Source organism: Paenibacillus sp. G2S3 (assembly GCF_030123105.1).
Taxonomy (GTDB): domain Bacteria; phylum Bacillota; class Bacilli; order Paenibacillales; family Paenibacillaceae; genus Paenibacillus_AQ.
The window spans coordinates 3,762,701-3,786,948 of sequence record NZ_CP126095.1; the positions used below are offsets into that span (position 1 = coordinate 3,762,701).

Sequence of the window (24,248 nt, forward strand, 5' to 3'; positions counted from 1 at the left end):
GAGTAAGTTTAGCAGAATAAAGGAATTTCGGAAAGCCTTCCTTTCCACTCTGCATTATCTGTAATTACAGGTTATAATTGCTATTCTTTTTAATTATGGTTTCACAGAGAGTTCTTTATTAGGCATAGAATGCTGAGTTCTAGCAGTTACATGCGATGTAACAATATATTGTCCTTCTTTCGCAAGTGCTCCTTCTGCTTGATAGATTCCATCACCGACTAGCTTCCCTTTAAGCTCAATTTTCTGTTCCTCATCATCTTTCCTCACAATTTCAAATAAAACCTCTTTCGCATCATCCACAGCTAAGTTTTCTTGCGTCACCACAGCCTCAAAGGTCACCTTCTGATTTACAACAACCTCTTCAGGACTCCAATGTAACTCGACCTTGATAGGCTCCATAGACATGTCCATGTTCATATTCATATTATGTATTCCAGATTGTTTGGTTTGGTCTGATGAACATCCTCCCAGTACTAAAAGTGTTGCACCTAATAATAAAGGAACTATTGTTCTTGAAATCTTCATTTAGAGTCCTCCCAGCCGATTTGAATACTATGAATCTACCAATTCATGTTATACATTCTCCATCTATTATACACATTATTATTGGTTTTTCAGTATTTCGCATCAATTCAGCCTAACTCTTGTGACTTAAATCATATACTCATAAATCTCAGCAATCTTTCTAAGCATTATGTAGATACAAAAAAAGACAGCAAGCCTCCTAGTTACCCAGGAACTCACTGTCTTCATAAGGCTTAAATGAATGTAAGCCTCTACTCAACTTTATAAAGATTGGACCAATGAAAGAAGCTCTCCAAGATGTTTGATTTCATAATCCGGCTGAATTTCCGGATCTGGCTGTTTGCCTTTTCTATTAATCCAAACCGTAGTCAAACCTGTTGCCAACCCACCACGAATATCCGTTGTAAGCTTATCTCCGACCATAACCCCTTGCTCAGGTGCAATATCTAGAAGCTCCAGAGCATGCAGAAAAATATCCTTATCCGGCTTTCCTTTGCCGAAGCTTCCAGAAATCACGATGTGATCAAAGAAAGGAACGATTTCAGGTACGCCATCTAGTTTCTCTTGTTGCAATGCAGGGCATCCATTAGTCAAAAGCAATAGCTTAACTTTTCCCTTCAGCTCTTCAAGCACTTGAATCGTTTCTTCATAGATGTAAGGTCGATTTCTACGCTCCGCTGCGAATTTAGCTGCTAACGTCTCAGCAAGACCTTCGTCCTCTACACCAAGTGCTGCAAGACCACGACGCCATGCCTCTTTACGGTATCCCGGTGCAAGCTGCTCCAATTGACGGAATTCCGGCTGTTCACCTGCAGTAAAGTTCCCCCAAAGTGCTTCAAACGGATTAATCCCAATCATTTTTGTAAATGGGTTCGTTTCGTAGGATTCATATAGTCCTATGGCTTCTTTACGCACCGCAAGTTCCAGTTCTTGTGGATCAATCGTGTCCCCGGCGGCTTCACATGCAGAACGAAATGCTTCATTGACGCTCCGATCATCCCAGAGCAGTGTATCATCAAGGTCAAATAGTACGGCGGAAATTGGCATTACAGGTCTCCCTCTCCCATGGCTGGTTAATTTCTAATCGTGAACTACTTCAATTTGGTGAGCTTTTGCGAATGCTTCCAGTCTAGTCCCCATTGCATTTGTATCATAACGATTCATAAGTCTGGTAAAAATCCATTTCGTGCGTTTGCCTTTATGCTTAATGACAACAGCTCCACGCGAAAGGATGATTTTCTCAATATCAGAAGCTGGCAGATAACGTTCGCGATTGAATTTTATAGTAGATAGTCTAGCATTCTCTACCTTCAAGTACGGACGTCGAAAGAACAGAAGCGCCGCCAGTAAGTAATACAAAACGACTCCTAGCCAGTTCATAAGCATACCATTGCCTTTGGCCTGATCCACTGAACCAATCATCCAAAACATAGTACCAAGCACCAATAACACTACTGGAAATGCAATATTACGGCCTTTAAAGGTTTCACTGTTCTTACCAGGAGACTTAGATCTAGATGCGTAAATCGTTTCCTTCCCCTGCTTCTTTCTTTGCTTGTTAATTTGCTGTGTGTTGCGTTGAACCATTCTTTCCCAAGAACGGGCCATATGCGTTCCCCCTAGTCATCCAGTAATATCTATGAAAAGGAACAGGGTGTTAATGCTTAAGCCCCTTGTTACCTTGTTCATGCTCATCATTATCGACCAATTCAATCGTATTCAACTGTGCTCGGAAGTTATTGCGAATATTCCCCAAATAAATTTCACGAAGCTTGGCGCGTTCCGCCGTTTCCTCTTGATTAAGGCCTACGCTCTTCTGTTTGCGTGCCAATTCGTTAATACGCGCGACCAACTCATCAATATTCAAAAACTTTCCCTCCCCTTATAAATTAATTCTAACTCTGCCATGAGAAAAAGAGCTTGTCAAGGTTTACTCCCTGCAAGCTCTTCATGTCCTCTTATTATGTTCTTAGAATATTAATAAATAGGTAAAGTGAGGATATCTCCAGCATTAATCTGACTGCCTTTAATACCGTTGGATTTTTTAATTCCTTCTATATATACAGCCGTCTTCATATCAGAAGGTTTATTCTCAAGTGCAATACTCCAAAGTGTATCTCCACGTTCAACCACTACGCGCTTCTCATCTTTCATTAAAGTAGTAGATCCTGCAAATACATTACCTACTACTGTAAGCCCTGATAGTACAAGCACAATAATCAATGTCAGCTTAATAACAAAATCTCTCCGGAATAAACGCATCAGTCCTTGAAGCAAATGCTCTGTAAACTCTTTAATCTGAGCAGAATTTCGGGAAATAGGATTATGTCCTAAAGATTCAACCACGGGGGCTTTATCGTAGATGCTACGGTATGTACTGTATTTTAACATGAATATCATCCTCCAAACACTTGTTCTTACTTTTGAGATTATAATAACACGAACATGTGTTTTGTTCAATACTATTTCAGAACAATTGTTCTCTTTTTTTCTGAAATTAATATTTACCATATTATTCATATAAAAAAATCACTCTTATCATTTAGATGAAGGAAACGTAATCAATACGAGACTACCATTTATTAACTCTTTCGAATTAATATTTATAATAGTTAGAACTTATGTTTGTGCGAACGGTAGTTCTATGTTATAATTTTCCCAAACATTACTATATGGGGTTGATTCCAATGTCAAAGATTTCAAGTCGCCAGCTGGCGATCCTGGAATTTATACGTAGCGAAGTCCGCAGCAAGGGTTATCCTCCTTCCGTCCGGGAGATTGGTGAAGCTGTTGGACTTGCTTCCAGCTCCACAGTTCACGGTCATTTGGATCGGCTAGAGAAGAAGGGACTTATCCGTCGAGATCCAACGAAGCCTCGTGCGATAGAATTGCTTGGCCAAGAGGATTCCGAGAATGTCCATCATTTCGCACAAACCGTCGCTCGCATTCCTGTCGTAGGTAAGGTTACCGCCGGGGTTCCTATCACTGCTACTGAGAATATTGAAGACTATTTCCCGCTTCCAACTCACTATGTTGGAGATAACAAAGTATTTATGTTATCGGTTCAAGGTGACAGTATGGTAGAAGCAGGAATTATGAATGGTGACTATGTAATTGTTCGCCAACAACAAACGGCTGACAACGGAGATATCGTTGTAGCTATGACCGAAGAAGATGAAGCAACCGTGAAGACCTTTTATAAAGAACGTGATCATATCCGTCTTCAGCCGGAGAATCCGGCGTACGAGCCTCTTCGCCTTAATCGCGTGACCATTCTCGGCAGAGTTATCGGATTATTTCGAGATATCCACTAAGCATGCACTCCTACCAATCGTAAACGGATACCGCCCTCTAAGGGATGGTATCCGTTTCTGCGAGAAGTATAAGGAAAATGTGTTGTATTAAATATATATTTTCTTAGATTTTAAAAGAGCTGTTCCGCAAATGTGGAACAGCTCTTTTTCTGCTATTTTGTTCAACTAATCCTCTTTAGAACATATGTTCTCATTGATTAAAATGGCCATTTTTAATGAATAACCGTTTAGGCGTCCTGCTCATATCCTATTTAGAAAGGAGTGTTGCGCAATGCCAAATTACCGAATTATAGTGGATCTGACGCAGCGTATGCTTTATCTTCTTGATAATGATACTGTGATCAGGGGATTCCCCGTCGGAATCGGTAAAATGTTAACTCAATCACCATTAGGTGATTTCACAATCATTAACAAACAACCCGATCCAGGTGGTCCATTTGGAGTCTTTTGGATGGGTCTATCTAAGCCTCACTATGGGATACATGGAAATAATGATCCCGCATCCATAGGGCACGAGGTTTCCCACGGTTGTATTCGTATGTACAATGAGGATGTATTAGCACTAGCTGCGATTGTTCCGATTGGAACACAAGTAACGATCAGGAATTAAATCTATCCATAGATAAACACGCCTCACTCCTAGTTCCATGGATGGGGTGTGTTTGTATTTAAGTATTTTTGATGACGAACTAGGAATTATGCGGTTATATGTCGAATATTGTTAACAGGATTTCAAATTGAAAGGAAGTGTTTAGTTTTGAACAACTCAAAAATTAGAACTCTCGTCGATTTCAAAGTCGATGCACTTGTTAAACTCTCTGGCTTATTATTAAATAACGATCAGGCTAGTGGAAAAAAAGTAAATCTGCTCACCTCATTCGGCAGCATTCAAGGGACGATCTCCCCTTCCGCCTCCAATAAAGAGGATGTATTTGACTTAAAATCTCTGATGGATGATGTCATTGTAGATGAATACATATCTTATTTAGGTGCAGAACATCCCGATAAAAATTTCAGCTATAACTTTGTAGTCCTAAACGAGGTTACTGTAAGAGTCTACGCTAATTATGAATCTCCGATCGAATACAAACAGCTAATTGTTTATACCGATCAAATCACAGCCTTCAATTTCTTATAATTTCGACGTAATTATATTAAAAAGCACTCAGGCATCTGCCCCAATTTTGCACTCAGATTGCAGAATCGGCAGATCTCTGGGTGTTTTCTTTTTTCTAAAAAGAAGCCGTTCCTAAATTTCCACGATTTTCGCTTTTAACAGATACTAGTAGAGAGAATTCAGGCATATCTTTCAATAAGCAATAAATCTTGCTCTACTGAGATAACAGGAGGTGTGATTACATGCTGATTTTCTTGATGTACATGTTTGCTATTATAGGAGTAGCCTTAATTCTAAGCGCCGTTATTCTAGAATTAAAAAAGCTATCTGCTTCTTCAGAACTTTCTAGGCTGTTAAACGCAATCTCATCTTTTAACATCATATTTACCAAAACATTTATCCCCCCCAATCAGTCTCACTTAATCGCGCTCAACGAATCTTATAAGAAAATAGCCATAGGTAGCAGTGATCCGAAGACAAGCAAAAAAGCTATAGCAAAGCTATACTCCTTCGATAATGTAATGGGATCAGAGATTGTTGTTAACGCACTTACCCTTTCAAAAGTATCTAAAAGACAACAAAACAGTAAAACAACTGCTTCAAGTGCGAATATTAATGTGCTTAATAACGCTGACGAAGAGGCAGGAGTTATCGAGGAACTTACACTTAAAATATATATAAACAGCAATGGGACTTCTGTGTATAGCATCTCCTTCTTGCCAGGTTTATTACCTATTCAACAATCCGATAATCAGTATAAAGAAGCCTTCTCCCAAGTACAACAATTGCATGCATTCTTCAGGTCGATCGTATCCGAATAGACGTCCCCTCCCACCTCTTATTACTTCTCTTTACTTTTCCCAATTAGAAATTTTGAAAACCTTAAGGAATGACAAAAAAACGGTCCTTTTGAGAGGGCCGTTTTCGCTGCATCCAACATTCATTTTAAAATTGCACACTAAATCCGTTAAATTGATGAATGCCCGTACCATGAGCGACTAGATCACGTTCACGTAATTCACGAACTGCCTTCATAACCTCTTGCAAAATAGCTGGATCTAGACCCAACGTATTATGAGAGCCGAATACTTGAGATACATTTGAAATTTGCGCAATCTTTTCTAAAGAAGCCACTAAATCTGCCGGACTAGTAGAGGGATAAAAAGCATAAATTGGCGTAACATCATACAACAAATCCCCTGTAAACAGATACCCGTTGGCATGATCAAAGATGCTAATATGACCTGGTGAATGACCCGGTGTGTGGTAAATTTCTAATCTACGCCCGCCTAAATCAAGCACATCTCCCTCTTGCAATAGAGCTGTTGGTCTCCCTTGATAAGGTGTATACGTATTAGGATCAAACGTCTCAGGAACAGGAAGAGTAATATCTCGGCTCATATCTTTTCTGATCTGGGCAAGTGACAAACCTCGTATTCCATTAATCAGCCAATCCTCATCCTCTTTATGAACATAGATCGTCTCAAATTGTCCATGACTGCCTATATGGTCTGCATGCACATGCGTAGTGATGACAGCGATAGGTAAATCCGTTAACTGATCCGTTATTCTTTTTATATTATCGATGCCTAATCCCGTATCAATCAACACCGCTTGTTCTTTCCCTAACAACAAAAAAGAGTGCACCTTTTCCCAATGTCCATATTCACTGATTGCATAAGTAATTGGATCAATTTTCGTGACTGTGAACCATCGATCTTGAATCAAGTGTGATCCTCCATTCCATTCCATTTCTCCCTTACCTGCTCTTCTCCTTTATAATAATCCGCTTGCTGATCCGCCTGATAGATTTCTTGATAAGGGAGAATGTTGATTTTGCCTGAGTCTGGATATTCACAAACATCTATACCCTGATTCGTTCGGAGATCAAGATACCGGCATGGTACTTCCGTATGATTATAAAGTTGATGAGCACCTTCGAGCCCCATTTCAAAAAATAACACATCCCCCTCAGAAACCTCGGTAAAACCTTCGGGAGTTCTTAACATCGCTTTTCCCGTCAAAATTACAAATATCTCTTCAGCGCTTCTATGAAAATGATAAGGAAAAGAATATTTATCTGGATCTAGTGATCTTATGTCGAAGACTAGATGTTTGGAATTAGCGATCTCAGCTAATCTCTCACTCGTATGCCAAGCAAACTCAGGGATCGGAGATAACTTCTGTTTAAATGAAACTGTATTCTCATTAAAAATCTTCGCCAAATATAACCCCCCTCATCGTTTATGCTGTTCTTTCAATATAATTCGTTTGGTACTTTATGTAAATAAAAATCACAATAAATAAATGATCCCAGCAACCACTAATGAAAAAACGCCTCCTAAAGCAGACCAATTCGCTACTTTGTTTTTAATCTTACGGTCTTCTTTGGATTCCGAATAAAAATTCCCTCTTTGCTGAGTACCTGTCGTAAATCCGCCCACACATATACCAGAAATCACGAAAAAAGCTAATCCTATATATATGAAAATGTGCATATTATTACGCCTCCCAGGAAAGTATTCGATATATATTAGATATTTTAACATTATTCTCCTTATCTAATTGGAAAAATTTAAATAATGGATTTTTAGGATTATTGCACTTCTATGATCTCCTTAGTTTATGACCCAAACAGCAAAGAGTCCTCTTCTGCGAATTTTGGACCCAGATGACGCTATTTGCCAAATAATCACCTACTGCGCAGGGTTTCGGACTCCAGTGACGTTATTGCTTCTTAAGAGCATAACATAGGGTACTTTTCAGTCCAATAACTGCATTGGGGTCCGATAGCAAACCAAATATAGGGGGAAAGCTGCGTATAATGTCCACTGAGTCCGATAGCGGCTTCGTATGCGAACCTATAGCCTATTCAGACGACTAATCTAACGAAGTTTTCCGTTTAGCTCATGTAAATCTTCAAAAAGAAGAAGCGCCCCAACAGCCATTGCTCACGAGGCGCTCCCTTCATTAGAATCTCAGTATTTAAACCGCAATGTTACCTTCCCAGCCCTCAATCCCGAATCCCGCTCACATAACTCTCACAATCCATCACACACTGGCAAACTTCATTCGCTTAACTTGAATCATATTTGCGACGTATCTTTCAAACCACCACTATTACAGACATTCACAACAATTTCCATATGTTAATTGTGGTGTGTGACCCATCTTCACCCGATGTTTGCGTTCCATACTTGCCACTCATAAGAGACCTGGCCAGTTTTTATACACTAATATTCAAAAAGTCTACGGTATCGCTAATCTTACGCTGCGCTCGTTGAATATATTCGCTAACGCTTCCGTAGGTAATGCCGAGCATTTTGGCTAATTCTGAATGTGAGATGCACTGACCATGTGCCAGAGTATAGCATTCTCGTTCTCGTTCGCTTAATTGATTAAGTGCATATTCTAATTGGAACCGTTGTTCATCTGAAAGATTGGCTGGGCTTCCCGCCTTTTAATCACAAGCGAAAGCCTTCATTCGTATTGGATCCAGTAGTATTTCCCGTTCATAGCCAGCTCGCCGTTCAATTCCACGCTTTTTCCCTGGTCTCCGTCCTGAATTCAGCCACTCAATGACAAACTCACAGTCAGATTCCATTCCAGAAGTCACCTTTTTATCATCAGCATCAGCCTTCCTATATGCTCGCTCCGCGCCTTTGAGGGAGAATTGATAGTTAAGAGCAGTTGCAGGACCTAAGTCAGTTACCTTCAATACAGGATCCTTACTATTTGCGATGTTCATCCTCAATCCCCTTTGTGGTATTATTTTGGTAGAGGATAGAAGCTGCTATTACCCTGACGCATCAGGGCTTTTTTCTGTATAAATACCTTCCACCATCATAGAGAACATCTTCATGTTTGTGCTGATTGGATACATGTTATATGCATCCTTAAATCTCACCTAGCTCGATCCCCACTTCAGCACTTTTACAGGTTTTCCTGTGCTTGCAGTAAAAATAAATTGTCTATGCCCGTCCGACAATGCTTTTTGAGTGTCCTTGTATCTCATTCTATTGACCCCTTTATCATAAAATGGCCGCTCGTCAGCCTTACCAATAGGTTTGGGATATTTCAAATCTAGGTTTGCTCTCTCTTCCTCTGTGAGTTGTGAGCTTTTAATCTTTCCTTGCCCACCACCTGTAGATTCAATCTCCTTGCTTTTGATTCCTGAGTACCAATCGCTCATTAGGTATGACCTCCAGTTATAAAATCAATTGATGGTAAGTATTTATTAATTTATAATCAAGTTGGATGATGAGGGCTGTGCCCAATCTTTCTTTCTTGGCCTCTCCCCTACACTAAAAATTGGGAGAGGTTTTTTAAACGAATTAAGAGGTGAATTTTATGAACGGTAAAAAAGTTATCATTATTCTTTTATCCATCTCTTTACTGGGTGTGATTGCTTACTTCGGAATAGCTTATGGATTACTATGGTATATCTTTAATGGTTAAGAACTAAGAGTACCGGCTCCTGTTTCACTGCGATTTTTCGTTCTGACTCGATGGCCTGACGGCCTATGAATTACATTCTCTTTAATAGCGCCATGTCGTAACCAGATTCTATGAACTGCTCAGTCAGCTTTCGATTGATGTCATTTCCTAAACGGTCATAGATTTCATACATTTCATCCTTGTTGAAGGTTGTGCCCAGCACCTCGTTAAAGCTTTCCAGAACCTTTGGTGCCCAGTATTTATTCAATCCTTTAGAGATCAGTCTCGTTACCCACGCGAACATCTTACATTTGAAGTCCAACTCTGTATTGACTCCCTCCAGCCGGAAGTACACATTATTTCTTGGTTCAAGGATAATTTCGTTGCTGTTATTTATGAAGGACTTCGGGAATGCTTGAAGAGATTGATTTATTTATGATGTTGCTTAAGCCTGCCTTATCGGATAATTGATAGCTTGCTGTGCTCATATCCTCTTCTCCCCCTTATACCTCTATTAGTTCTGGATTCTCGAAGATGTTGCCGATGATTTCGGTGTGTAACAGCTTTCCATCTGACTCCAAATGGTGGTATTTACTCGGATTTTTGGTGAACACCATGTACGCGCAATGCTCTTGAACCCATTCTATTTCTCCTATACCAGTCGGATCACGTGGGATGTCTCCTGCGTAAATCTCCCGATCGTACTTATCCTTTAATCCGATGTATTGACCTACTGTTTCAGGATCAACCTTCCACTTATACCAACTCTCATGGTCGATGATGTGAGTGTCACCCTCGCTGCTCATTACCAAACTGCCGTACATCCACTCGCCATTTTTACGTTTCCCTCGGACTTAATCTCTCTCATGAGTAGTCTCCTTTGATCGGGGTCTCAGCCCCCTTATAAGTTCAGTACAGCCAAACTATCTCTTATATCCTCCTTTTGGGAGAGGAGGGCTATTAACCCTCTCTGTCCATGTATCTTCGTAATGTGCATTAAATCTCGGTAAACTTGTAAATATTAACATTAAATTATAAAATCAAACAAAGGTGGTGTTAACAATGAACTTAGTACAATTCATGTTGGTTGGAGTAGGAGCCATTTTCTATCTCTCATTAGGAATCATCATTGTCAAGATATTACTTACAAGAAAATTACCAAGTAATAATTACACTCCATTTGACTACATCACGGCCTATTCTCATGTTGAGTTTCACGATGAGAAAAAAGAGGTAGAAGAAAATGCGGACCATGGTGATGATAAGGACAAAAACATCATTTCGTTATCAAAACGAACTTCTCTTCCCTAATTCGCAATATGTGGGATAGGAGTGCTGTAACCTCCACTATCCCTTAATGTCATGTATCTTCGTACTGCGCAACAATTACTATAACTCTCGATGAAAAAGACTTATTAAGCTAACGGACAGAATAGCGGAGTAACGAACCATATGAAGCAGGGTAATAGTGCTTTGATTGTCGTAATAACAATGTATTGACATTGTGATTACGGTTGAGTTACAATTAGCATATTCAAGCTAAGGGGGAATCAATTAAATGGATACTAATTTACAAATACGAATATCAAAAGACATGAAAGAGAGTTTCCAACAGGTTGCTAAAGATAATAATAAAGATACCTCGTCACTAGTGCGTGACTGGATTTCGACCTATATAGCTGAACATCAGCGAGTTGATGAAGAAATAGCTGCTGAACTATATATGGCAGGGTACCAATTACAAGAAGCGCTTGGCGGGAGAGAAAACGTAAGCAATGAGTTTGCAAAACAATTGCAGGAATCTTCCTTAACGAATCAAAAAGAATTCACACAGCGGATACTTACCACCTACATGGACCTTGATCTGACAATTCCTACATGTCTATCGAAAACGTATAAAGGGTTCGCTTTTTCTCAAATGTTTTTGTTTGGCTTAATTGGGGAAAAGCCGAAAGGAAGTTTTTAGAGTTTTTAGGTGAATAACCTAATTAATGGGTCAGCTTTTCGAACTAACGGGAAACGTTAGTTCAATAAACCAACAGTAGGACTTTTTTTAGTTTAATACCACTGTTGGTTTTTATATTGGAACCCTCTAAACGAGCTCTTATGGATTTTGCTAGTGAACAGTTTGCGTCTACTGTGCCTTTGGGAGATGAGGGATACTCCTACTCCCTTAATGATCTGGTACGGCCCCCGCATTGCTGGGTTTATGCTGTCGGACGATGGCCTAACGGCCGTATAATTATCATTTTTGTTGTAGATTTGCTAATGCTACTGAGATACGTAAATCCTCTTTGCGGATTGTTGATGCCGTAACCGTGTCCGTAGCAGCCTACATCCTCTGTCCGGTATTCTACAGGTCCGCTGCAGATAACGATGTGTCCGTTATATGTAGGGAGCCTTACCTTTACTTGGTCACCTACTTTGACAGGAGATTCATTACTATATAGTCGTTATAGAAAGAAACGGAATCCTTGGTTCTGGCACACTAATCTATGAATCGCAAGTCCGTCCGGGTCCTATAGAGAGTACAGCATCCACAATCTCCATAACCGCAGGTGATTTCCCCGATATTCCTACTGTTTCAAATGGTCAAATTCGCTATTCACTTTTTTATACTCAGACTTAGAAATTGGGAGAAACGGAATATGGATGGTAAATGCTGCGTTTAATGGAATAGCATTTGCAGGCTGAATGAAATATGTCAGAAAGAATTATTATCTGATCAATTAGAAATTTCGAACTGACAGAACCATGTCTTGTTATCCGTCATTGGGGCTTATGCCCCTTATTTTTGTTTCACAGCTCAGCCTTGGCATTTATCTCAGATGCTCCTGCCTTAATTACCTGATTCATTCCTTTTCTGGTGAGCACTATGGTTCTTGGTTATGCCTCCTCTAGGACAGGAGCTTTTTGTTCTCCAAGCGCTTAATAAAACCGTGAGTTGTCGATATTGACTGGTGCCCCATGGCTACTGCAATTTCGCGTATACTGGGCGGATATTGAAATTCAAATGAGAAATTATCAATAAAGTCGATGATTGCTTGCTGCTTTTTCGAAATGAATTCCATCTTCAACCCCCCACAAATAACGTTTATTCGATGTTATAAGAATTTTATAAACTTCAAATCGGTCATTTGGATGATAAGAACCCTGGGCAGCATAGCCATTAAGAGCTTCAGTAAACATTGCAGTGGAGGTTTTTAGATCCTTGGTTTCTAATGATTCCAGAAATCTAATTTCCTTTGCTCGGAGATCCCTGCCAGCAGCCGTTATGATTAAATAAGGTAAAGGTTCTATCTCCTGCAGGCGTTCTTCTTTTGCCTTTTCCAGCTCCAGCTGCTTATTTAGCTTGTGATTGTGTTCGTCCCAATCTTGTTCATCAAACCAGAAGTATTCGCCGTATTAAATACGATATTCTTCAATAATTGCACTTTTCAACTCATCATTTGCTTCAATATTGATGTGACAGTTTCCACATGCACTATATGCATTGCTAAGTACCCCGAGACCACCTCTACCACGCCCGAAGACATGATGAGTTGTTTCACAACGTACTCTCTTACAAAATTGACAAATACCTTTAGATCGTTCTATGGCTGCTTTTACTACTGAATCAGGAAATTCATTTCGCTGACTAGAATTCTTACCAGGCTTATGGTCAGCTAGCAGATTTTCTTCCATTCTGGCACTTCTTTCTTTACCTTCTTGTGATGACCTAAACTACTAGTTTTTTTCTCCTTAGTCTTTTTCTCAGGCTTCCAAAATGTCTGATGGCCAATTATACCCGCCTCCTTGTCTTCTTTCTGTTGTAGTACTCGTTCTTCTAAATGATTAGTTTTCTTACGGTCAATCTCATGGGCTTGTCTATGGTAAAAAGGTACATACCTATAATCATCTTTAGTTTGAACGCGATAAATAAAGACAACCGATATTCTCTATCTTTCACTGGTGCGCCAAGTTCAGCGCAACGACCGTGCCGTTTCCGCAAACCGGATTTTATCTACTGCAGCCAAATAATCAAGAGGGACACGGCCTGTCCTAACTTCAAATGCGTCAATTTCAAAGTTATCCAGCGTCATAGCTTTTCCGTCCACCCTTGGAAGCCTCAACCTTGTATGCAGATAATGCTGTGAAGGGTAAAAGGTATGTTTTACGTTGTTTTCTAAACTCTACTAAGACGAAGCATAGTGCGAACCGAACTTATGACACATATCCAAGTGTTCATATTGATGATCTGCAACGTTCTTTAAATCAAATCTATCTAACTCCTGAATAGACTTCGCTTCGAAAAATACGGCTCGTTCACGATAGATGCCGTCATAGTCAACTGTTGCTTGAGCCTCGAAGTATCCCGCATGTACTTTGGATCCTTTGCTCTTAGTTACCTTTACGGGCGTGGCTCGTTTATTGATAACAGCCAATTCTCTATTCTCATAGGATTCATTCGTGGAATTGATTAAGTTTTCAAATGCTGCTCCTCTATTTCCTTGAGCATAGAAAAACTAGAGAAAAATCCGTGTAAGTGAGTCACAATAAAAGGTTACGTAAAACCTAAAGATTTAAAATTTATAGAATCCGAAAATATACCTGCGTTTCTTAGAGTTGCCCACCAATATGATTATTTTTATTGGAAATTCTATCGTGTATTAATTGAAACAGGTATGATAACCATTAACAAAACACTGGATTTTTCCGCTGATAGTGATGAGGAACTTTTCGGGGATACAAAGATTTTAATTCAGAACGAACAATACAAATAAGCACATCTCTTATTCAAGATTTGAAACAACATTTTAAACATCAGAACCAGAACAAATTAGTTTGGTATGAGTTATACAAGCACAACTTGAATCTAGTACTTTGTAGAGATGATGGTAATTTCATGCCGAACCATTCTCTTCGTCACACTCATGCTGTCCTTTTACTTGAGGCTGGTAACGATATGAAGTACGTACAAGAACGTTTAGGTCACGGTAGTATGAGAATCACAGCGGACACATACACACATATTCCAAAGAAAATAAATGAAAGCAGTATGGAGAAATTTGAAGCTAATATGAGAAATATACTCGAATGATCACTACATTTTTAGGGGGCATTACGGGGGCGCTCAAAACCACTACAATATCTCATATCCTTGCACATACACAAAAAACCCTCAACGCCAAAGGCGCCAAGGGTTTGAAAGTTCTACTAGTAAAGAGTCATGTATTGCGCTCTTTCCCACTCGTGAACTTGTGTGCGATAGATATCCCATTCGATTTCTTTTAACTCGTAGAAGTGAGCCAGAGCATGTTCGCCGAGAGCTTCGGTAATAACATGGCTGCGGATCATTTCGCTAAGAGCTTCTTTCAAATCGGATGGCAAGCTTGGAATGCCTTCTTCAATACGCTCTTCCTCAGACATCACATAGATGTTACGGTCGATTGGAGCTGGAAGATCGAGCTTACGTTTAATTCCGTCAAGACCTGCTTTCAACATAACAGCAAGTGCGAGGTAAGGGTTAGCTGCTGGGTCCGGGTTACGAACTTCAACGCGAGTGCTAAGACCTCTAGAAGCCGGAATACGAATCATTGGGCTACGGTTACTTGCAGACCAAGCTACGTAGCAAGGTGCTTCATAACCAGGAACAAGGCGTTTGTATGAGTTCACTGTTGGGTTAGTAATCGCGGCAAAAGCACGAGCGTGCTTCAAAATACCAGCCATGTAGTAACGTGCAGTTTTGCTCAGACCCAGCTTGTCGCTTTCGTCGTAGAACATGTTTTCTTTGCCTTTAAACAAGGATTGGTGAGCGTGCATACCAGATCCGTTGATACCGAACAATGGTTTAGGCATAAAAGTTGCATGCAGGCCGTGTTGACGGGCTACCGTTTTCACGACGAGCTTAAAGGTTTGAATTTGGTCAGCAGCAGTAATCGCGTCAGCATATTTAAAGTCAATTTCATGCTGGCCCGAAGCTACTTCATGGTGGGAAGCTTCGATTTCAAAGCCCATTTCTTCAAGGGTCAGTACGATTTCGCGACGACAGTTTTCCCCTAAATCCGTTGGCGCTAAGTCAAAGTATCCACCTTGGTCGTTCAATTCCGTAGTAGGATTGCCTCTTTCGTCTGTCTTGAATAGGAAGAATTCAGGTTCTGGTCCAACGTTCATAGCTGTGAAACCCATTTCTTCTGCTTCCTTCAGACAACGTTTGAGGATACCACGCGGGTCTCCAGCAAAAGGTGTACCATCTGGCATGTAGACGTCACAAATCAGACGCGCTACACGACTATCTGTCACCCAAGGGAAGATTACCCATGTATCAAGGTCAGGGAAGAGATACATATCAGATTCCTCAATCCGTACGTAACCTTCGATGGAAGAACCATCAAACATCATTTTATTATCAAGCGCTTTTTCCAATTGGCTAACTGGAATCTCTACATTCTTAATAGTACCTAATAGATCCGTAAATTGCAGACGAATAAAACGAACATTCTCTTCCTTGGCAATGCGTAAAATATCCTCTTTAGAAAAGCTCATGTGATCCTCTCCCTTTCGAACTTCTATATATTATTATTTATTAAAAAACCGGGATAACTCACCTTGAATCAGAGACACTTGTCCCGGTCTTTTACCGGAAACTAGTTCTTGCTTCAGCATTCGGTGAAGCTGGGAATCGGATAACTCTCTACGTCTTACCTCTGTATCAGGGGTAATAACAGTAGCTTCCTCGGATTCCTTAGAGACAGGATTCATTACTTGCTTAATGCCAGCAATATTAACACCCTTCTCGATCAGAGCTTTAATTTCTAATAGGCGCTCAACATCATTAAAAGAGAACAAACGCTGATTCCCCGACGTACGTGCGGGTACGATCAGACTGTGCTGCTCATAATAACGAATTTGTCTCGCGGACAAATCAGTCAGCTTCATTACAATTCCAATAGGAAATAGTGCCATATTTCTGCGGATTTCATCACCCATGACTCATCCAACCTTCCAATGATCTTTTTCTGATCTCATTGTACATTTCCTAATGTAGCGTGTCAATGGTATGTGAGATATTCTTACAGCAATTTTCTTTCACGCATACTTTGAAGTGCCATCAAAACGCCATATTTAACATGTGAATAGGTTAACCCGCCTTGCATATAGCCAATATAAGGAGCTCGTATAGGCGCATCTGCAGATAGCTCCAAGCTTCCACCTTGTATAAACGTACCTGCCGCCATAATAACTGGATGTTCATAACCAGGCATATCCCAAGGCTCTGGTACTACATGGCTGTCTACAGCCGCAGCCCGTTGTATGCCCTGAACAAAGGCAATTAAGTGATCTGGACCGTCAAAGGAAACCGCCTGAATCAGATCTGTACGAGGCTCGTTCCATGCTGGCTTTGTTTCAAACCCGCAGCGCTGAAATACGGATGCAGCAAAAATACTCCCTTTTAAAGCTTGTCCGACCGTGTGAGGAGCCATAAACAACCCTTGGTAAAGCCCACGAGTTGTTCCTAACATAGCCCCAACTTCACCACCTATGCCAGGAGCGGTTAATCGATAAGCTGCCAATTCCACAAGCTCCTGTCGGCCACAAATATAACCGCCCGTCTCAGCAATACCCCCACCTGGATTCTTAATTAACGATCCTGCTACTAGATCCGCACCAACCTGTGGAGGCTCAAGCTCTTCGGTAAACTCACCATAACAATTGTCTACGAAGACAATCACTTCCGGTTTCAACACCTTTACCCTCGAAGTCATCTCACCAATTTCAGCTACTGTGAAAGAAGCACGCCAATCATATCCTCGTGACCTTTGGATTCCAATCACTTTAGTATTTTCGTTAATAGCGAGAGCTACCTCATCCCAATCGATCTTGCCATCTGCAGTAAGATCAACCTCTCGGTAAGTAATTCCGAAATCTGCGAGAGAACCTGTCCCATCCCCTGTGTGACCAATTACCTTATGTAAGGTATCGTACGGACGTCCTGTGATGTATAGCAGCTCATCTCCTGGACGCAGTACACCAAATAGGGCTGTTGATATAGTATGTGTTCCTGAAGCGAAATGCGGGCGTACCAGAGCAGATTCCGCACCAAAAACGTCAGCATAGACAAGATCCAACACTTCACGGCCACGGTCATTATACGCATACCCCGTTGAACCGGCAAAGTGAAAATCACTGACTTGATGACGCTGAAACGCTTCTATAACCTTCCACTGATTCTTATCTACAATACGATCAAGGGCTTTGACAGCGCCTTCTATTTCAACTTCTGCGGCCTCTGCCGCGCTCAAAATATCCTCTGCAAAAACTACCATTCGTTCTTATTCTCTCCTTACATTTACTTGCCATCATAATGACAGAAAGCGGCAGTAAACTGACGCTTTCTAGATTAGCTATTATTTTATACCTATAAACGAAGCATTTCCACTTTGGGAATGACTAACAAGATTACTGCTGGTCCACAAACTCAGCAAGCATGTAACCCCATTTGTCATAGTCCTCTTTATTAAGACGAACGTTATAGAGCACATCGTTCTCATCATAAGTCGTTTCCAGAACCTCTCCCACCCTGTAGAGCAAGGAAGAAATGTCGCCACGGTCTCCGGGAATGCGGAAGTTGAGTGTGTCTCCAGCCAGTTCATCGGCGATCATTTCGGTAATCCGAGTTAAATCCTCAGGGTTAAATGCACTGATCTTCAAGTACCCTGTACCTGTAGGCAGCATTTCCAGTTGCTCAGGCTGACATAGATCAATTTTATTAAAAAGTACGATTTGCGGTGTACCAGATGCACCAAGATCCTGCAAGATGGATTGGACAATCTCCATCTGCTCCTCACGCATTGGTGAAGAGGCATCCACCACATGTAGCACCAAATTGGCCTCATTGACTTCCTCTAGCGTTGCACGGAAAGATGCGACAAGATCATGCGGAAGATTCTGAATGAAGCCTACAGTATCCGTAAGCACAACCTCTTTACCACCTGCTAGCTCAAGTACACGTGAAGTAGGGTCCAGTGTGGCAAACAACTGGTTTTCAATATAGACATCCGCATCGGTTAGTTGCTTAAGCAGCGTTGATTTCCCTGCATTCGTATACCCAACAAGTGCAACTTGCACCGCTCCCGCCTTGCGGCGACGCTCCCGATGCAGCTCACGAGTCTTAACAACCTCATCCAGCTGGCGTTTCAGCTCCGTAATCCGATCACGAATATGCCGGCGATCGGTTTCCAGTTTACTTTCACCCGGACCTCTGGTACCAATGCCTCCACCTAATCTGGATAAGTTCTTCCCTTGGCCGGATAGCCGAGGTAACAGATAGGACAATTGTGCCAGCTCTACCTGAATAATCCCTTCTCGCGTCTTCGCACGCCCCGCAAAAATATCCAGAATAAGCTGCGTCCGGTCAATAATCTTAAGATCCAGAGCCTCCTCAAGGTTCCGTACTTGGGCTCCGGACAATTCTTGATCAAAGATAGCTGTGTTAGCCCCGAGAGCATCAGCAGCCATCCGTAGCTCTTCTACCTTACCTTTACCAATAAACCATCTAGAATCAGGCGTTTCCTTGTTTTGACGCAGCACATCCAGAACTTCAACACCAGCCGTTTCGGCTAATTGCACTAATTCCTGTAGTGAAAGCTCTGGATCAATTCCCGTTCCTTTAATTTTATCTGTGACGAGACTTACCAATATCGCTCGATCTTGTACATCTGTTTCCGTATCATGCGTAGTTATTGCCATGTATGTCATGCTCCTTATGACGGTGATAGTATCCTGTAATTCATAATTTGAAATCCTCAGTTCGAAGCGTCATTAATTCCTGCTTGCCTGGGCTGGTACTTTCATACTGGTTTAACAGTCTAACAGCCTGACCCCGAACAGCTTTCTCAATGGCGTTGCGAACATACCGCGCATTACTGAAAGCATGAAGACTCTCCGTCTTCTCTACTAACAAATGCTGCTTTAACTTGAGTATCGCCTGTGGCATCAAAATATAGTCGCGATCTTTTGCCATCAGTTCAGCGATTTGCAGCAGTTGATCGATCGTATAATCAGGAAATTCCACTTGTATCGGAAACCGTGAAGGCAATCCGGGATTGCTCATCAAAAAATACTCCATTTCTCCAGAGTACCCCGCTAAGATAAGTATAAATTGACTGCGATGATCCTCCATGGCCTTGACGAGCGTATCAATCGCTTCTTTTCCAAAATCCTTTTCTCCACCACGAGCAAGGCTATAAGCCTCATCGATAAACAAAATACCGCCCAAAGCCTTTTTTACCAGATCGCGAGTCTTCTGTGCAGTATGACCGATGTATTCTCCTACAAGGTCGGCTCTCTCCACCTCAATGAGATGTCCTTTGGTCAGTACACCCATACGCTGGAACAGCTTAGCTACGATTCTAGCCACGGTTGTCTTGCCAGTTCCGGGATTCCCTTTAAAAACCATGTGATAAGCTTGCCCACCGCTTGCAAGTCCTGCCTCAGTTCGCATTTGAGCAATCTGTAACAAGGCGTAGATTTCAAAGACTAGCTCTTTGATATTGTCCAGACCCACTAAACCTTCCAATTCTTGCGTTAACTCTTGGAACAGGCTAGTGTGGCCGTGATTTTTTGGAGGTACTGGCCGACTCTCTCCAGAAGGGTTAGTTATAGCCGGAGGCTCTTGACTCCGCAATACAATATTGATTTGTCGAGACGGTCTTTCTTCCTCCCGTCCACTGGCCGCTGCTACGCGTCCGCTCATCGGTATCACCTCATTATCCAGGGCTGACTTCTCTAATCAAGTCTATTCCAGTAAATGAAGTGTTATTAGAAGATTCGGGATTTTTTGGACAAATCACAGGAATAGCTGCTGAAGCTTCCATTTCGTATAGGCTAGAATCTCACGTGTTTTATGTCTTGTCATCGATAGAACGGTGGATTCTGTAAGTCCCAGCTCAGGATTCACATATCCAAGCTCGTCAGCAATTTCATGAGCCCGCCACCCATGATAAGTATGCGTAATGATTATTGCTGAAGACAATCCTTCACGTGCCATAATCTCTTTACTATACAAAAGATTCTCGTAAGTGCTGGTAGCTTCATTCTCTACGTAAATGGCGCTATCTGGCACTCCTTTAGCAACCAAATAATTACGCATTCCTTGAGCTTCGGTGTATTGTAAATCAGGTTTATCTAAACCACCAGATACAATAAGATGCGGGAACATTCCTTCTAGATAAAGCTTCAGTCCGTAATCCAGCCGTTCCTTAAGTCCTGGGCTAGGCTCATCCCCCCACATCGACATGCCAAGAATGATCCCAACATCCGCCTTTTGCATAGGATCTGTCGTGGCAGCTTTATTAATATTGTTCAACGCATAAGCACACCACAACAATCCAGCAATCACAATAATCGATAAAGCGATAAGCAACGTTCGTTGCGTCCAGAATCTGCGTTTTTTGGAAACAATCCGAATCGGGGAAGACCCTCTTCCGTAGACGTACCATTCCATTTCTTTATTTCCTCCTGAATTCTCCATGATGAAATAATTCGGCACGATGCTTCAAAGATAGTGAGAAATAAGGGAAAGCATGAGCATCGATGCCGCGTAAAATAGTATTGGCTGTCTCCCAGGCGAGTTTATAATCACTTTCGGAAATATCTTCCCTCTCCAGCGCTTCCTCTAATTCATCCTCATCAAGCAAAAAAACCTCGCCGTTCCAAAGCACAACCACATCCAGATACAAATCATCAAACCATGGAACGCCTTGGTCTGTGACGCCTTGCACCTTGCAGGTGTCTATGTACCATTGAATGATATTTTGCCGTTCGTCGAACATAGCCGTCACAATATAGTGACTGTCTTTGGGGAAATATTGCAGCCAGGAATAACCTTTATCCGCAATACGATATGTATGCCGTCCATAGCTCTTCCACAGTGGTTCTTTCAGCCCGTAGATGGTATACAGCGTGATATATCCGCTGAATTCCCGGCTCTCCACATAGCGGCAGGCAAAATGGCGACGCGTAATCCGGCGCCAGTTGGCCCGGTCTCCGAATTTACGTTTCATAGAAATTACCCTCTCCAGTATGGTGTCTTCAGCTTAACACATTTAGCGGATACACTCAAAACATCCCGCAAAATACAGCAAATTATTATCACAGATATAATTAGAAAAATAAGGAGTTATAAAAAAGAAGCTGTCTCCTAAGTAGCATTCACTACTTTTGAGACAGCCTCGGGAAAAGAAAAGCCTAACTTCATAAATTCGAAAAGTCACTATTGAACAGAAATATCACCATTCACATTGCTAGCCTCTTGATCAGGGAGTGGCGTTGCATTACCACTATCATTCCCTGAACTTCCGCCTCCAGAAGGTACATCTGGTGGAGCGGTAGGTATCGGTGTTGCTGACGGTGGAGGCGTGGTGAATTCAGGCAATGTTCCTGTTCCACCATTATTCCCGCCTCCATTGTTACCACCACCATTATTTCCACCATTGCCGTTATCCCAGCCATTGTCTCCACCATTCTCAGGGGTTGGTGTCGGAAGATTAGGATCAATGGTTGGCTCAGGTGTTGGCATCTCATCCTGTACAGAGACCGAAACCACATTTGATGGTTCACTTTCCACTTGGGTTGCAGGATCATAGGCAGTAACATAATATTCGTAAACCAGACCAGGCATTGCACTAAAGTCTCCTGCACTAGTCGTGACCGTATTTAACAGTAAACCGAAATCAGCTTCGGATGTCTCTCTACGATAAATACGATATTCTACACCTGCAACAGGAACTGCCTGCCATCCCAGATTTACTGTCATCGTAGATGGATCATAAGCTGCTGTAAGTCCACTAACATTCTTAGCTGGTTCAGGTGTTTCTGTAGGTGCAGGAGCTATTTCATTATCTAGCTTTGGAAAGGACTTCTTAGGAACATCCCTTAACGCTTCCTCCATCACCTTACCCCAGAATGCTGCGGCAAGCCCACTGCTATTCTTAAGCAGATGTTTCTTGCTTGGCTTGTCATAACCCATCCACACCGCTGCTGTCCATTCTGGTGTGTAACCTACAAACCATACGTCTCGGTTCGATTTGATTCCAGTATATCCACTTTGAGTTGTACCGGTCTTACCAGCAACAGGACGGTCAATCCTTGCTTTTCTACCCGTACCATCTTCAACAACCTTTTTCATCATCTCGGTCATTTGATAAGCCGTCTCCTGACTCATAACACGTTCAGGCGTTGTATTGGCTTTGAAGACGGTCTCTCCGCTGCTGTCAGTGATCGATTTAATGGAATAAGATTCTCGAAGTTCACCGCCATTTGCAAAAGCACTGTAGGCCTGTGCCATTTCCAGTGTATTCGTTCCTTTGCTCATACCACCGAGAGCCAGTGAGAGGTTCTTGTCCTCGTCTTCCAGTCCAATACCCAATTTCTTGGCGAACTTAAATCCGGTATTCACTCCAATTTCATTAAGCAACCAGACCGAAGGAATATTCTCTGATTTCTGTATAGCATCACTCATACTGATACTCTTGGAATACCCGTGAAGGTTGGTCGGACAATAATTAGAGAAACACTGCTTCTCATTGCTTAACGTAGAATACATGTCGTACTTTCCAGTTTCCAGTGCTGGAGCATAAGAAACGATTGGTTTAAAGGCTGAACCTGGAGAACGTCGGCTGCCATTTACACGGCTGTAGCCTTTTTTCTCATAATTCCGTCCACCAAGAAGTGCGACAATGCCGCCATTCTCTTGATTCACGATGGTCATTGAACCTTGTACCAGCTCATCGTCTACACTCTTCTCGAAGTTATCACTGTCTGCAAAAGCATCCTCTACGGTTTCTTGAGCGTGCTTATCCATCGTGGTGTAAATCTTGTAACCACCAATATTCAGATCATCTTCGGATAGTCCAAACTTCTCTTCTGCTTCTTCCACTGCGAAGTCAATAAAAGCTTGATAACGCTGTTTCTTTTCAGGTGGCTTATAATTATAATCCACAGCTTGTGCTTCGTCTCTCTCTTGCTCCGTAATATAACCTTGTTCATACATAAGCTGAAGTACTACTGCACGACGTTCTTTTGAAAGATCCGGGTTACGGAGAGGATTGTAGCGAGACGGTCCCTTAGGCATCGCAGCCAATGTCGCAATTTCCCAAACCTTCAGATCATTCAGATCACTCTTACCAAAATATCTTTCCGATGCTGCTTTAATTCCGTAGATCGTACCCCCAAAGTTTATTCGGTTCAGGTACATCGTAATGATCTCTTCTTTAGATTTCTGGTTCTCCAATGCTACAGCAATGGATACCTCAGTCGCTTTACGGAAAAATGTTTTATCCCGTGTCAAAAAGATGTTTTTGGCCAGCTGCTGAGTAATGGTACTACCACCTTCTACCATGCTGCGTGCAGCAATATCTTTTACCGCTGCCCGGCCGATTGACCATAAATCCACACCAGAATGCTCAAAGAAGCGTTTATCTTCTGTGGCCACAAAGGCATTGATCAATAACGGTGGAATCTTCTCATACTCTACAGGATCGCTTTTCTCAAGCGATAATTCGCCGATTAAATTAGCATTGCGGTCATATACTTTTGTAGTTTCATTAACGGTCAGCTTATCTTGGTTCTCTAGGAGAAGTTTTTGCCCATTCAGCATAATGAACAGATAACCGCCAAGCGCACAGAAAATGGCCAACGCTGTAGCAAAGAACAAGCTCCACAGCACACGCTTTTTAGTCAAAAACTTCTTTTTCTTCTTACTTTTCGGTTTTGGTTTTGAATTGGAACTGGACGATCCTCTATTTCTATTGTTGTTCGTCCTTGATGTATCATCTCTAGACATGATGCCTCCTGACTCCCTTCCTTGAATAAAT

The 24,248-nt window shown here is 41.7% G+C and carries 29 protein-coding genes and 2 pseudogenes; 7 read left to right on the forward strand and 24 right to left on the reverse strand.

Annotated features, from left to right (window positions below):
• Nucleotides 1-93: 93 nt before the first annotated feature.
• The 5 genes from QNH28_RS16395 to QNH28_RS16415 all read right to left on the reverse strand — a co-directional run bounded on the left by QNH28_RS16395 (nt 94) and on the right by QNH28_RS16415 (nt 2,916).
• Entirely contained in the window at nt 94-525 is a 432-nt protein-coding gene (locus QNH28_RS16395; protein ID WP_283907633.1) for a FixH family protein, read from the reverse strand.
• A gap of 261 nt (nt 526-786) precedes the next feature.
• Nucleotides 787-1,572, reverse strand: coding sequence for an HAD family hydrolase (locus tag QNH28_RS16400; RefSeq protein WP_283907634.1), 786 nt, complete (start codon nt 1,570-1,572; stop codon nt 787-789).
• A gap of 33 nt (nt 1,573-1,605) precedes the next feature.
• Nucleotides 1,606-2,133, reverse strand: a complete 528-nt coding sequence (locus QNH28_RS16405; protein ID WP_283907635.1) for a hypothetical protein — start codon at nt 2,131-2,133, stop codon at nt 1,606-1,608.
• A gap of 49 nt (nt 2,134-2,182) precedes the next feature.
• A complete protein-coding gene (locus tag QNH28_RS16410; RefSeq protein ID WP_042128334.1) occupies nt 2,183-2,392 on the reverse strand; it encodes a DUF896 domain-containing protein in 210 nt (69 codons plus the stop codon).
• A 110-nt stretch (nt 2,393-2,502) separates the two neighbouring features.
• Nucleotides 2,503-2,916, reverse strand: coding sequence for a LysM peptidoglycan-binding domain-containing protein (locus tag QNH28_RS16415; protein WP_283907636.1), 414 nt, complete (start codon nt 2,914-2,916; stop codon nt 2,503-2,505).
• Between the two features lie 296 nt (nt 2,917-3,212).
• Between QNH28_RS16415 and lexA the strand changes: the two genes are divergently transcribed.
• The 4 genes from lexA (at nt 3,213) to QNH28_RS16435 (ending at nt 5,777) form a co-directional block, all read left to right on the forward strand.
• A complete protein-coding gene (gene lexA, locus QNH28_RS16420; RefSeq protein ID WP_042188849.1) occupies nt 3,213-3,839 on the forward strand; it encodes a transcriptional repressor LexA in 627 nt (208 codons plus the stop codon).
• 271 nt (nt 3,840-4,110) lie between these two features.
• Nucleotides 4,111-4,449: a L,D-transpeptidase gene (locus QNH28_RS16425; RefSeq protein WP_283907637.1), complete on the forward strand. Its 339-nt coding sequence runs from the start codon at nt 4,111-4,113 to the stop codon at nt 4,447-4,449.
• A gap of 147 nt (nt 4,450-4,596) precedes the next feature.
• Nucleotides 4,597-4,977: a hypothetical protein gene (locus QNH28_RS16430; RefSeq protein WP_283907638.1), complete on the forward strand. Its 381-nt coding sequence runs from the start codon at nt 4,597-4,599 to the stop codon at nt 4,975-4,977.
• Between the two features lie 221 nt (nt 4,978-5,198).
• The gene (locus QNH28_RS16435; RefSeq protein ID WP_283907639.1) at nt 5,199-5,777 is read left to right on the forward strand and encodes a hypothetical protein; all 579 of its coding nucleotides are present in this window, start codon (nt 5,199-5,201) and stop codon (nt 5,775-5,777) included.
• 124 nt (nt 5,778-5,901) lie between these two features.
• Here the strand turns inward: QNH28_RS16435 and QNH28_RS16440 are convergent, their stop codons facing one another.
• The 8 genes and pseudogenes from QNH28_RS16440 to QNH28_RS16475 all read right to left on the reverse strand — a co-directional run bounded on the left by QNH28_RS16440 (nt 5,902) and on the right by QNH28_RS16475 (nt 10,199).
• On the reverse strand, nt 5,902-6,684 hold the full coding sequence (locus tag QNH28_RS16440; RefSeq protein ID WP_481858322.1) for an MBL fold metallo-hydrolase: 783 nt from the start codon (nt 6,682-6,684) through the stop codon (nt 5,902-5,904).
• Nucleotides 6,681-7,181: a cupin domain-containing protein gene (locus QNH28_RS16445; protein WP_283907641.1), complete on the reverse strand. Its 501-nt coding sequence runs from the start codon at nt 7,179-7,181 to the stop codon at nt 6,681-6,683. Before QNH28_RS16445 ends, QNH28_RS16440 begins: the two co-directional genes overlap by 4 nt.
• Nucleotides 7,182-7,250: 69 nt before the next feature.
• Nucleotides 7,251-7,454, reverse strand: coding sequence for a DUF5316 domain-containing protein (locus tag QNH28_RS16450; protein ID WP_283907642.1), 204 nt, complete (start codon nt 7,452-7,454; stop codon nt 7,251-7,253).
• A 728-nt stretch (nt 7,455-8,182) separates the two neighbouring features.
• Nucleotides 8,183-8,383: pseudogene (locus QNH28_RS16455) on the reverse strand (sigma factor-like helix-turn-helix DNA-binding protein); the annotation flags it as partial.
• A 33-nt stretch (nt 8,384-8,416) separates the two neighbouring features.
• On the reverse strand, nt 8,417-8,704 hold the full coding sequence (locus tag QNH28_RS16460; protein ID WP_283907643.1) for a hypothetical protein: 288 nt from the start codon (nt 8,702-8,704) through the stop codon (nt 8,417-8,419).
• 159 nt (nt 8,705-8,863) lie between these two features.
• On the reverse strand, nt 8,864-9,148 hold the full coding sequence (locus QNH28_RS16465; protein ID WP_283907644.1) for a hypothetical protein: 285 nt from the start codon (nt 9,146-9,148) through the stop codon (nt 8,864-8,866).
• A 336-nt stretch (nt 9,149-9,484) separates the two neighbouring features.
• The gene (locus tag QNH28_RS16470; protein ID WP_283907645.1) at nt 9,485-9,715 is read right to left on the reverse strand and encodes a hypothetical protein; all 231 of its coding nucleotides are present in this window, start codon (nt 9,713-9,715) and stop codon (nt 9,485-9,487) included.
• 181 nt (nt 9,716-9,896) lie between these two features.
• Entirely contained in the window at nt 9,897-10,199 is a 303-nt protein-coding gene (locus tag QNH28_RS16475) for a YopX family protein (RefSeq protein ID WP_283907646.1), read from the reverse strand.
• 256 nt (nt 10,200-10,455) lie between these two features.
• On the opposite strand from QNH28_RS16475, the gene QNH28_RS16480 reads away from it, so the two are divergent.
• A complete protein-coding gene (locus QNH28_RS16480; RefSeq protein WP_283907647.1) occupies nt 10,456-10,704 on the forward strand; it encodes a DUF3951 domain-containing protein in 249 nt (82 codons plus the stop codon).
• 247 nt (nt 10,705-10,951) lie between these two features.
• Complete coding sequence (locus QNH28_RS16485; RefSeq protein ID WP_283907648.1) at nt 10,952-11,359, forward strand: hypothetical protein; 408 nt, start codon at nt 10,952-10,954, stop codon at nt 11,357-11,359.
• A 931-nt stretch (nt 11,360-12,290) separates the two neighbouring features.
• Here the strand turns inward: QNH28_RS16485 and QNH28_RS16490 are convergent.
• The 3 genes and pseudogenes from QNH28_RS16490 to QNH28_RS16500 all read right to left on the reverse strand — a co-directional run.
• Nucleotides 12,291-12,464 carry a LexA family protein gene (locus QNH28_RS16490; protein WP_283907649.1) on the reverse strand — a complete coding sequence of 58 codons (174 nt, stop codon included), beginning with the start codon at nt 12,462-12,464 and terminating at the stop codon, nt 12,291-12,293.
• Nucleotides 12,465-12,798: 334 nt separating this feature from the next.
• Nucleotides 12,799-13,077, reverse strand: a complete 279-nt coding sequence (locus QNH28_RS16495) for a hypothetical protein (protein ID WP_283907650.1) — start codon at nt 13,075-13,077, stop codon at nt 12,799-12,801.
• A gap of 491 nt (nt 13,078-13,568) precedes the next feature.
• Nucleotides 13,569-13,865, reverse strand: a pseudogene (locus QNH28_RS16500) (Holliday junction resolvase RecU); the annotation flags it as partial.
• A 377-nt stretch (nt 13,866-14,242) separates the two neighbouring features.
• On the opposite strand from QNH28_RS16500, the gene QNH28_RS16505 reads away from it, so the two are divergent.
• Entirely contained in the window at nt 14,243-14,473 is a 231-nt protein-coding gene (locus QNH28_RS16505; RefSeq protein WP_481858393.1) for a tyrosine-type recombinase/integrase, read from the forward strand.
• 116 nt (nt 14,474-14,589) lie between these two features.
• Here the strand turns inward: QNH28_RS16505 and glnA are convergent, their stop codons facing one another.
• The 8 genes from glnA to QNH28_RS16545 all read right to left on the reverse strand — a co-directional run bounded on the left by glnA (nt 14,590) and on the right by QNH28_RS16545 (nt 24,217).
• Nucleotides 14,590-15,918 carry a type I glutamate--ammonia ligase gene (gene glnA / locus QNH28_RS16510; RefSeq protein ID WP_042128352.1) on the reverse strand — a complete coding sequence of 443 codons (1,329 nt, stop codon included), beginning with the start codon at nt 15,916-15,918 and terminating at the stop codon, nt 14,590-14,592.
• A gap of 33 nt (nt 15,919-15,951) precedes the next feature.
• Nucleotides 15,952-16,362 carry a MerR family transcriptional regulator gene (locus QNH28_RS16515; protein WP_042128355.1) on the reverse strand — a complete coding sequence of 137 codons (411 nt, stop codon included), beginning with the start codon at nt 16,360-16,362 and terminating at the stop codon, nt 15,952-15,954.
• 83 nt (nt 16,363-16,445) lie between these two features.
• Nucleotides 16,446-17,699, reverse strand: a complete 1,254-nt coding sequence (locus tag QNH28_RS16520; protein WP_283907653.1) for a methionine gamma-lyase family protein — start codon at nt 17,697-17,699, stop codon at nt 16,446-16,448.
• 133 nt (nt 17,700-17,832) lie between these two features.
• The gene (gene hflX, locus QNH28_RS16525) at nt 17,833-19,122 is read right to left on the reverse strand and encodes a GTPase HflX (protein ID WP_283907654.1); all 1,290 of its coding nucleotides are present in this window, start codon (nt 19,120-19,122) and stop codon (nt 17,833-17,835) included.
• A 40-nt stretch (nt 19,123-19,162) separates the two neighbouring features.
• Nucleotides 19,163-20,128 (reverse strand): AAA family ATPase, encoded by a 966-nt coding sequence (locus QNH28_RS16530; protein ID WP_042188887.1) that lies wholly within the window; start codon nt 20,126-20,128, stop codon nt 19,163-19,165.
• A 93-nt stretch (nt 20,129-20,221) separates the two neighbouring features.
• Nucleotides 20,222-20,878: a YdcF family protein gene (locus tag QNH28_RS16535; protein WP_283907655.1), complete on the reverse strand. Its 657-nt coding sequence runs from the start codon at nt 20,876-20,878 to the stop codon at nt 20,222-20,224.
• Nucleotides 20,879-20,882: 4 nt separating this feature from the next.
• Complete coding sequence (locus tag QNH28_RS16540; RefSeq protein ID WP_042128364.1) at nt 20,883-21,437, reverse strand: ribonuclease FAU-1 family protein; 555 nt, start codon at nt 21,435-21,437, stop codon at nt 20,883-20,885.
• 209 nt (nt 21,438-21,646) lie between these two features.
• Entirely contained in the window at nt 21,647-24,217 is a 2,571-nt protein-coding gene (locus QNH28_RS16545; RefSeq protein WP_283907656.1) for a transglycosylase domain-containing protein, read from the reverse strand.
• Nucleotides 24,218-24,248 lie beyond the last annotated feature (31 nt).

What these genes read in the sequence shown, in the direction of transcription:
- QNH28_RS16395 (WP_283907633.1), bottom strand. Translation starts at nt 525, where the DNA reads ATGAAGATTTCAAGAACAATAGTTCCTTTATTATTAGGTGCAACACTT.
- QNH28_RS16400 (WP_283907634.1), bottom strand. Translation starts at nt 1,572, where the DNA reads ATGCCAATTTCCGCCGTACTATTTGACCTTGATGATACACTGCTCTGG.
- QNH28_RS16405 (WP_283907635.1), bottom strand. Translation starts at nt 2,133, where the DNA reads ATGGCCCGTTCTTGGGAAAGAATGGTTCAACGCAACACACAGCAAATT.
- QNH28_RS16415 (WP_283907636.1), bottom strand. Translation starts at nt 2,916, where the DNA reads ATGTTAAAATACAGTACATACCGTAGCATCTACGATAAAGCCCCCGTG.
- lexA (WP_042188849.1), top strand. Translation starts at nt 3,213, where the DNA reads ATGTCAAAGATTTCAAGTCGCCAGCTGGCGATCCTGGAATTTATACGT.
- QNH28_RS16425 (WP_283907637.1), top strand. Translation starts at nt 4,111, where the DNA reads ATGCCAAATTACCGAATTATAGTGGATCTGACGCAGCGTATGCTTTAT.
- QNH28_RS16435 (WP_283907639.1), top strand. Translation starts at nt 5,199, where the DNA reads ATGCTGATTTTCTTGATGTACATGTTTGCTATTATAGGAGTAGCCTTA.
- QNH28_RS16450 (WP_283907642.1), bottom strand. Translation starts at nt 7,454, where the DNA reads ATGCACATTTTCATATATATAGGATTAGCTTTTTTCGTGATTTCTGGT.
- QNH28_RS16460 (WP_283907643.1), bottom strand. Translation starts at nt 8,704, where the DNA reads ATGAACATCGCAAATAGTAAGGATCCTGTATTGAAGGTAACTGACTTA.
- QNH28_RS16465 (WP_283907644.1), bottom strand. Translation starts at nt 9,148, where the DNA reads ATGAGCGATTGGTACTCAGGAATCAAAAGCAAGGAGATTGAATCTACA.
- QNH28_RS16475 (WP_283907646.1), bottom strand. Translation starts at nt 10,199, where the DNA reads ATGAGCAGCGAGGGTGACACTCACATCATCGACCATGAGAGTTGGTAT.
- QNH28_RS16480 (WP_283907647.1), top strand. Translation starts at nt 10,456, where the DNA reads ATGAACTTAGTACAATTCATGTTGGTTGGAGTAGGAGCCATTTTCTAT.
- QNH28_RS16485 (WP_283907648.1), top strand. Translation starts at nt 10,952, where the DNA reads ATGGATACTAATTTACAAATACGAATATCAAAAGACATGAAAGAGAGT.
- QNH28_RS16490 (WP_283907649.1), bottom strand. Translation starts at nt 12,464, where the DNA reads ATGGAATTCATTTCGAAAAAGCAGCAAGCAATCATCGACTTTATTGAT.
- QNH28_RS16495 (WP_283907650.1), bottom strand. Translation starts at nt 13,077, where the DNA reads ATGGAAGAAAATCTGCTAGCTGACCATAAGCCTGGTAAGAATTCTAGT.
- glnA (WP_042128352.1), bottom strand. Translation starts at nt 15,918, where the DNA reads ATGAGCTTTTCTAAAGAGGATATTTTACGCATTGCCAAGGAAGAGAAT.
- QNH28_RS16515 (WP_042128355.1), bottom strand. Translation starts at nt 16,362, where the DNA reads ATGGGTGATGAAATCCGCAGAAATATGGCACTATTTCCTATTGGAATT.
- QNH28_RS16520 (WP_283907653.1), bottom strand. Translation starts at nt 17,699, where the DNA reads ATGGTAGTTTTTGCAGAGGATATTTTGAGCGCGGCAGAGGCCGCAGAA.
- hflX (WP_283907654.1), bottom strand. Translation starts at nt 19,122, where the DNA reads ATGGCAATAACTACGCATGATACGGAAACAGATGTACAAGATCGAGCG.
- QNH28_RS16530 (WP_042188887.1), bottom strand. Translation starts at nt 20,128, where the DNA reads ATGAGCGGACGCGTAGCAGCGGCCAGTGGACGGGAGGAAGAAAGACCG.
- QNH28_RS16535 (WP_283907655.1), bottom strand. Translation starts at nt 20,878, where the DNA reads ATGGAATGGTACGTCTACGGAAGAGGGTCTTCCCCGATTCGGATTGTT.
- QNH28_RS16540 (WP_042128364.1), bottom strand. Translation starts at nt 21,437, where the DNA reads ATGAAACGTAAATTCGGAGACCGGGCCAACTGGCGCCGGATTACGCGT.
- QNH28_RS16545 (WP_283907656.1), bottom strand. Translation starts at nt 24,217, where the DNA reads ATGTCTAGAGATGATACATCAAGGACGAACAACAATAGAAATAGAGGA.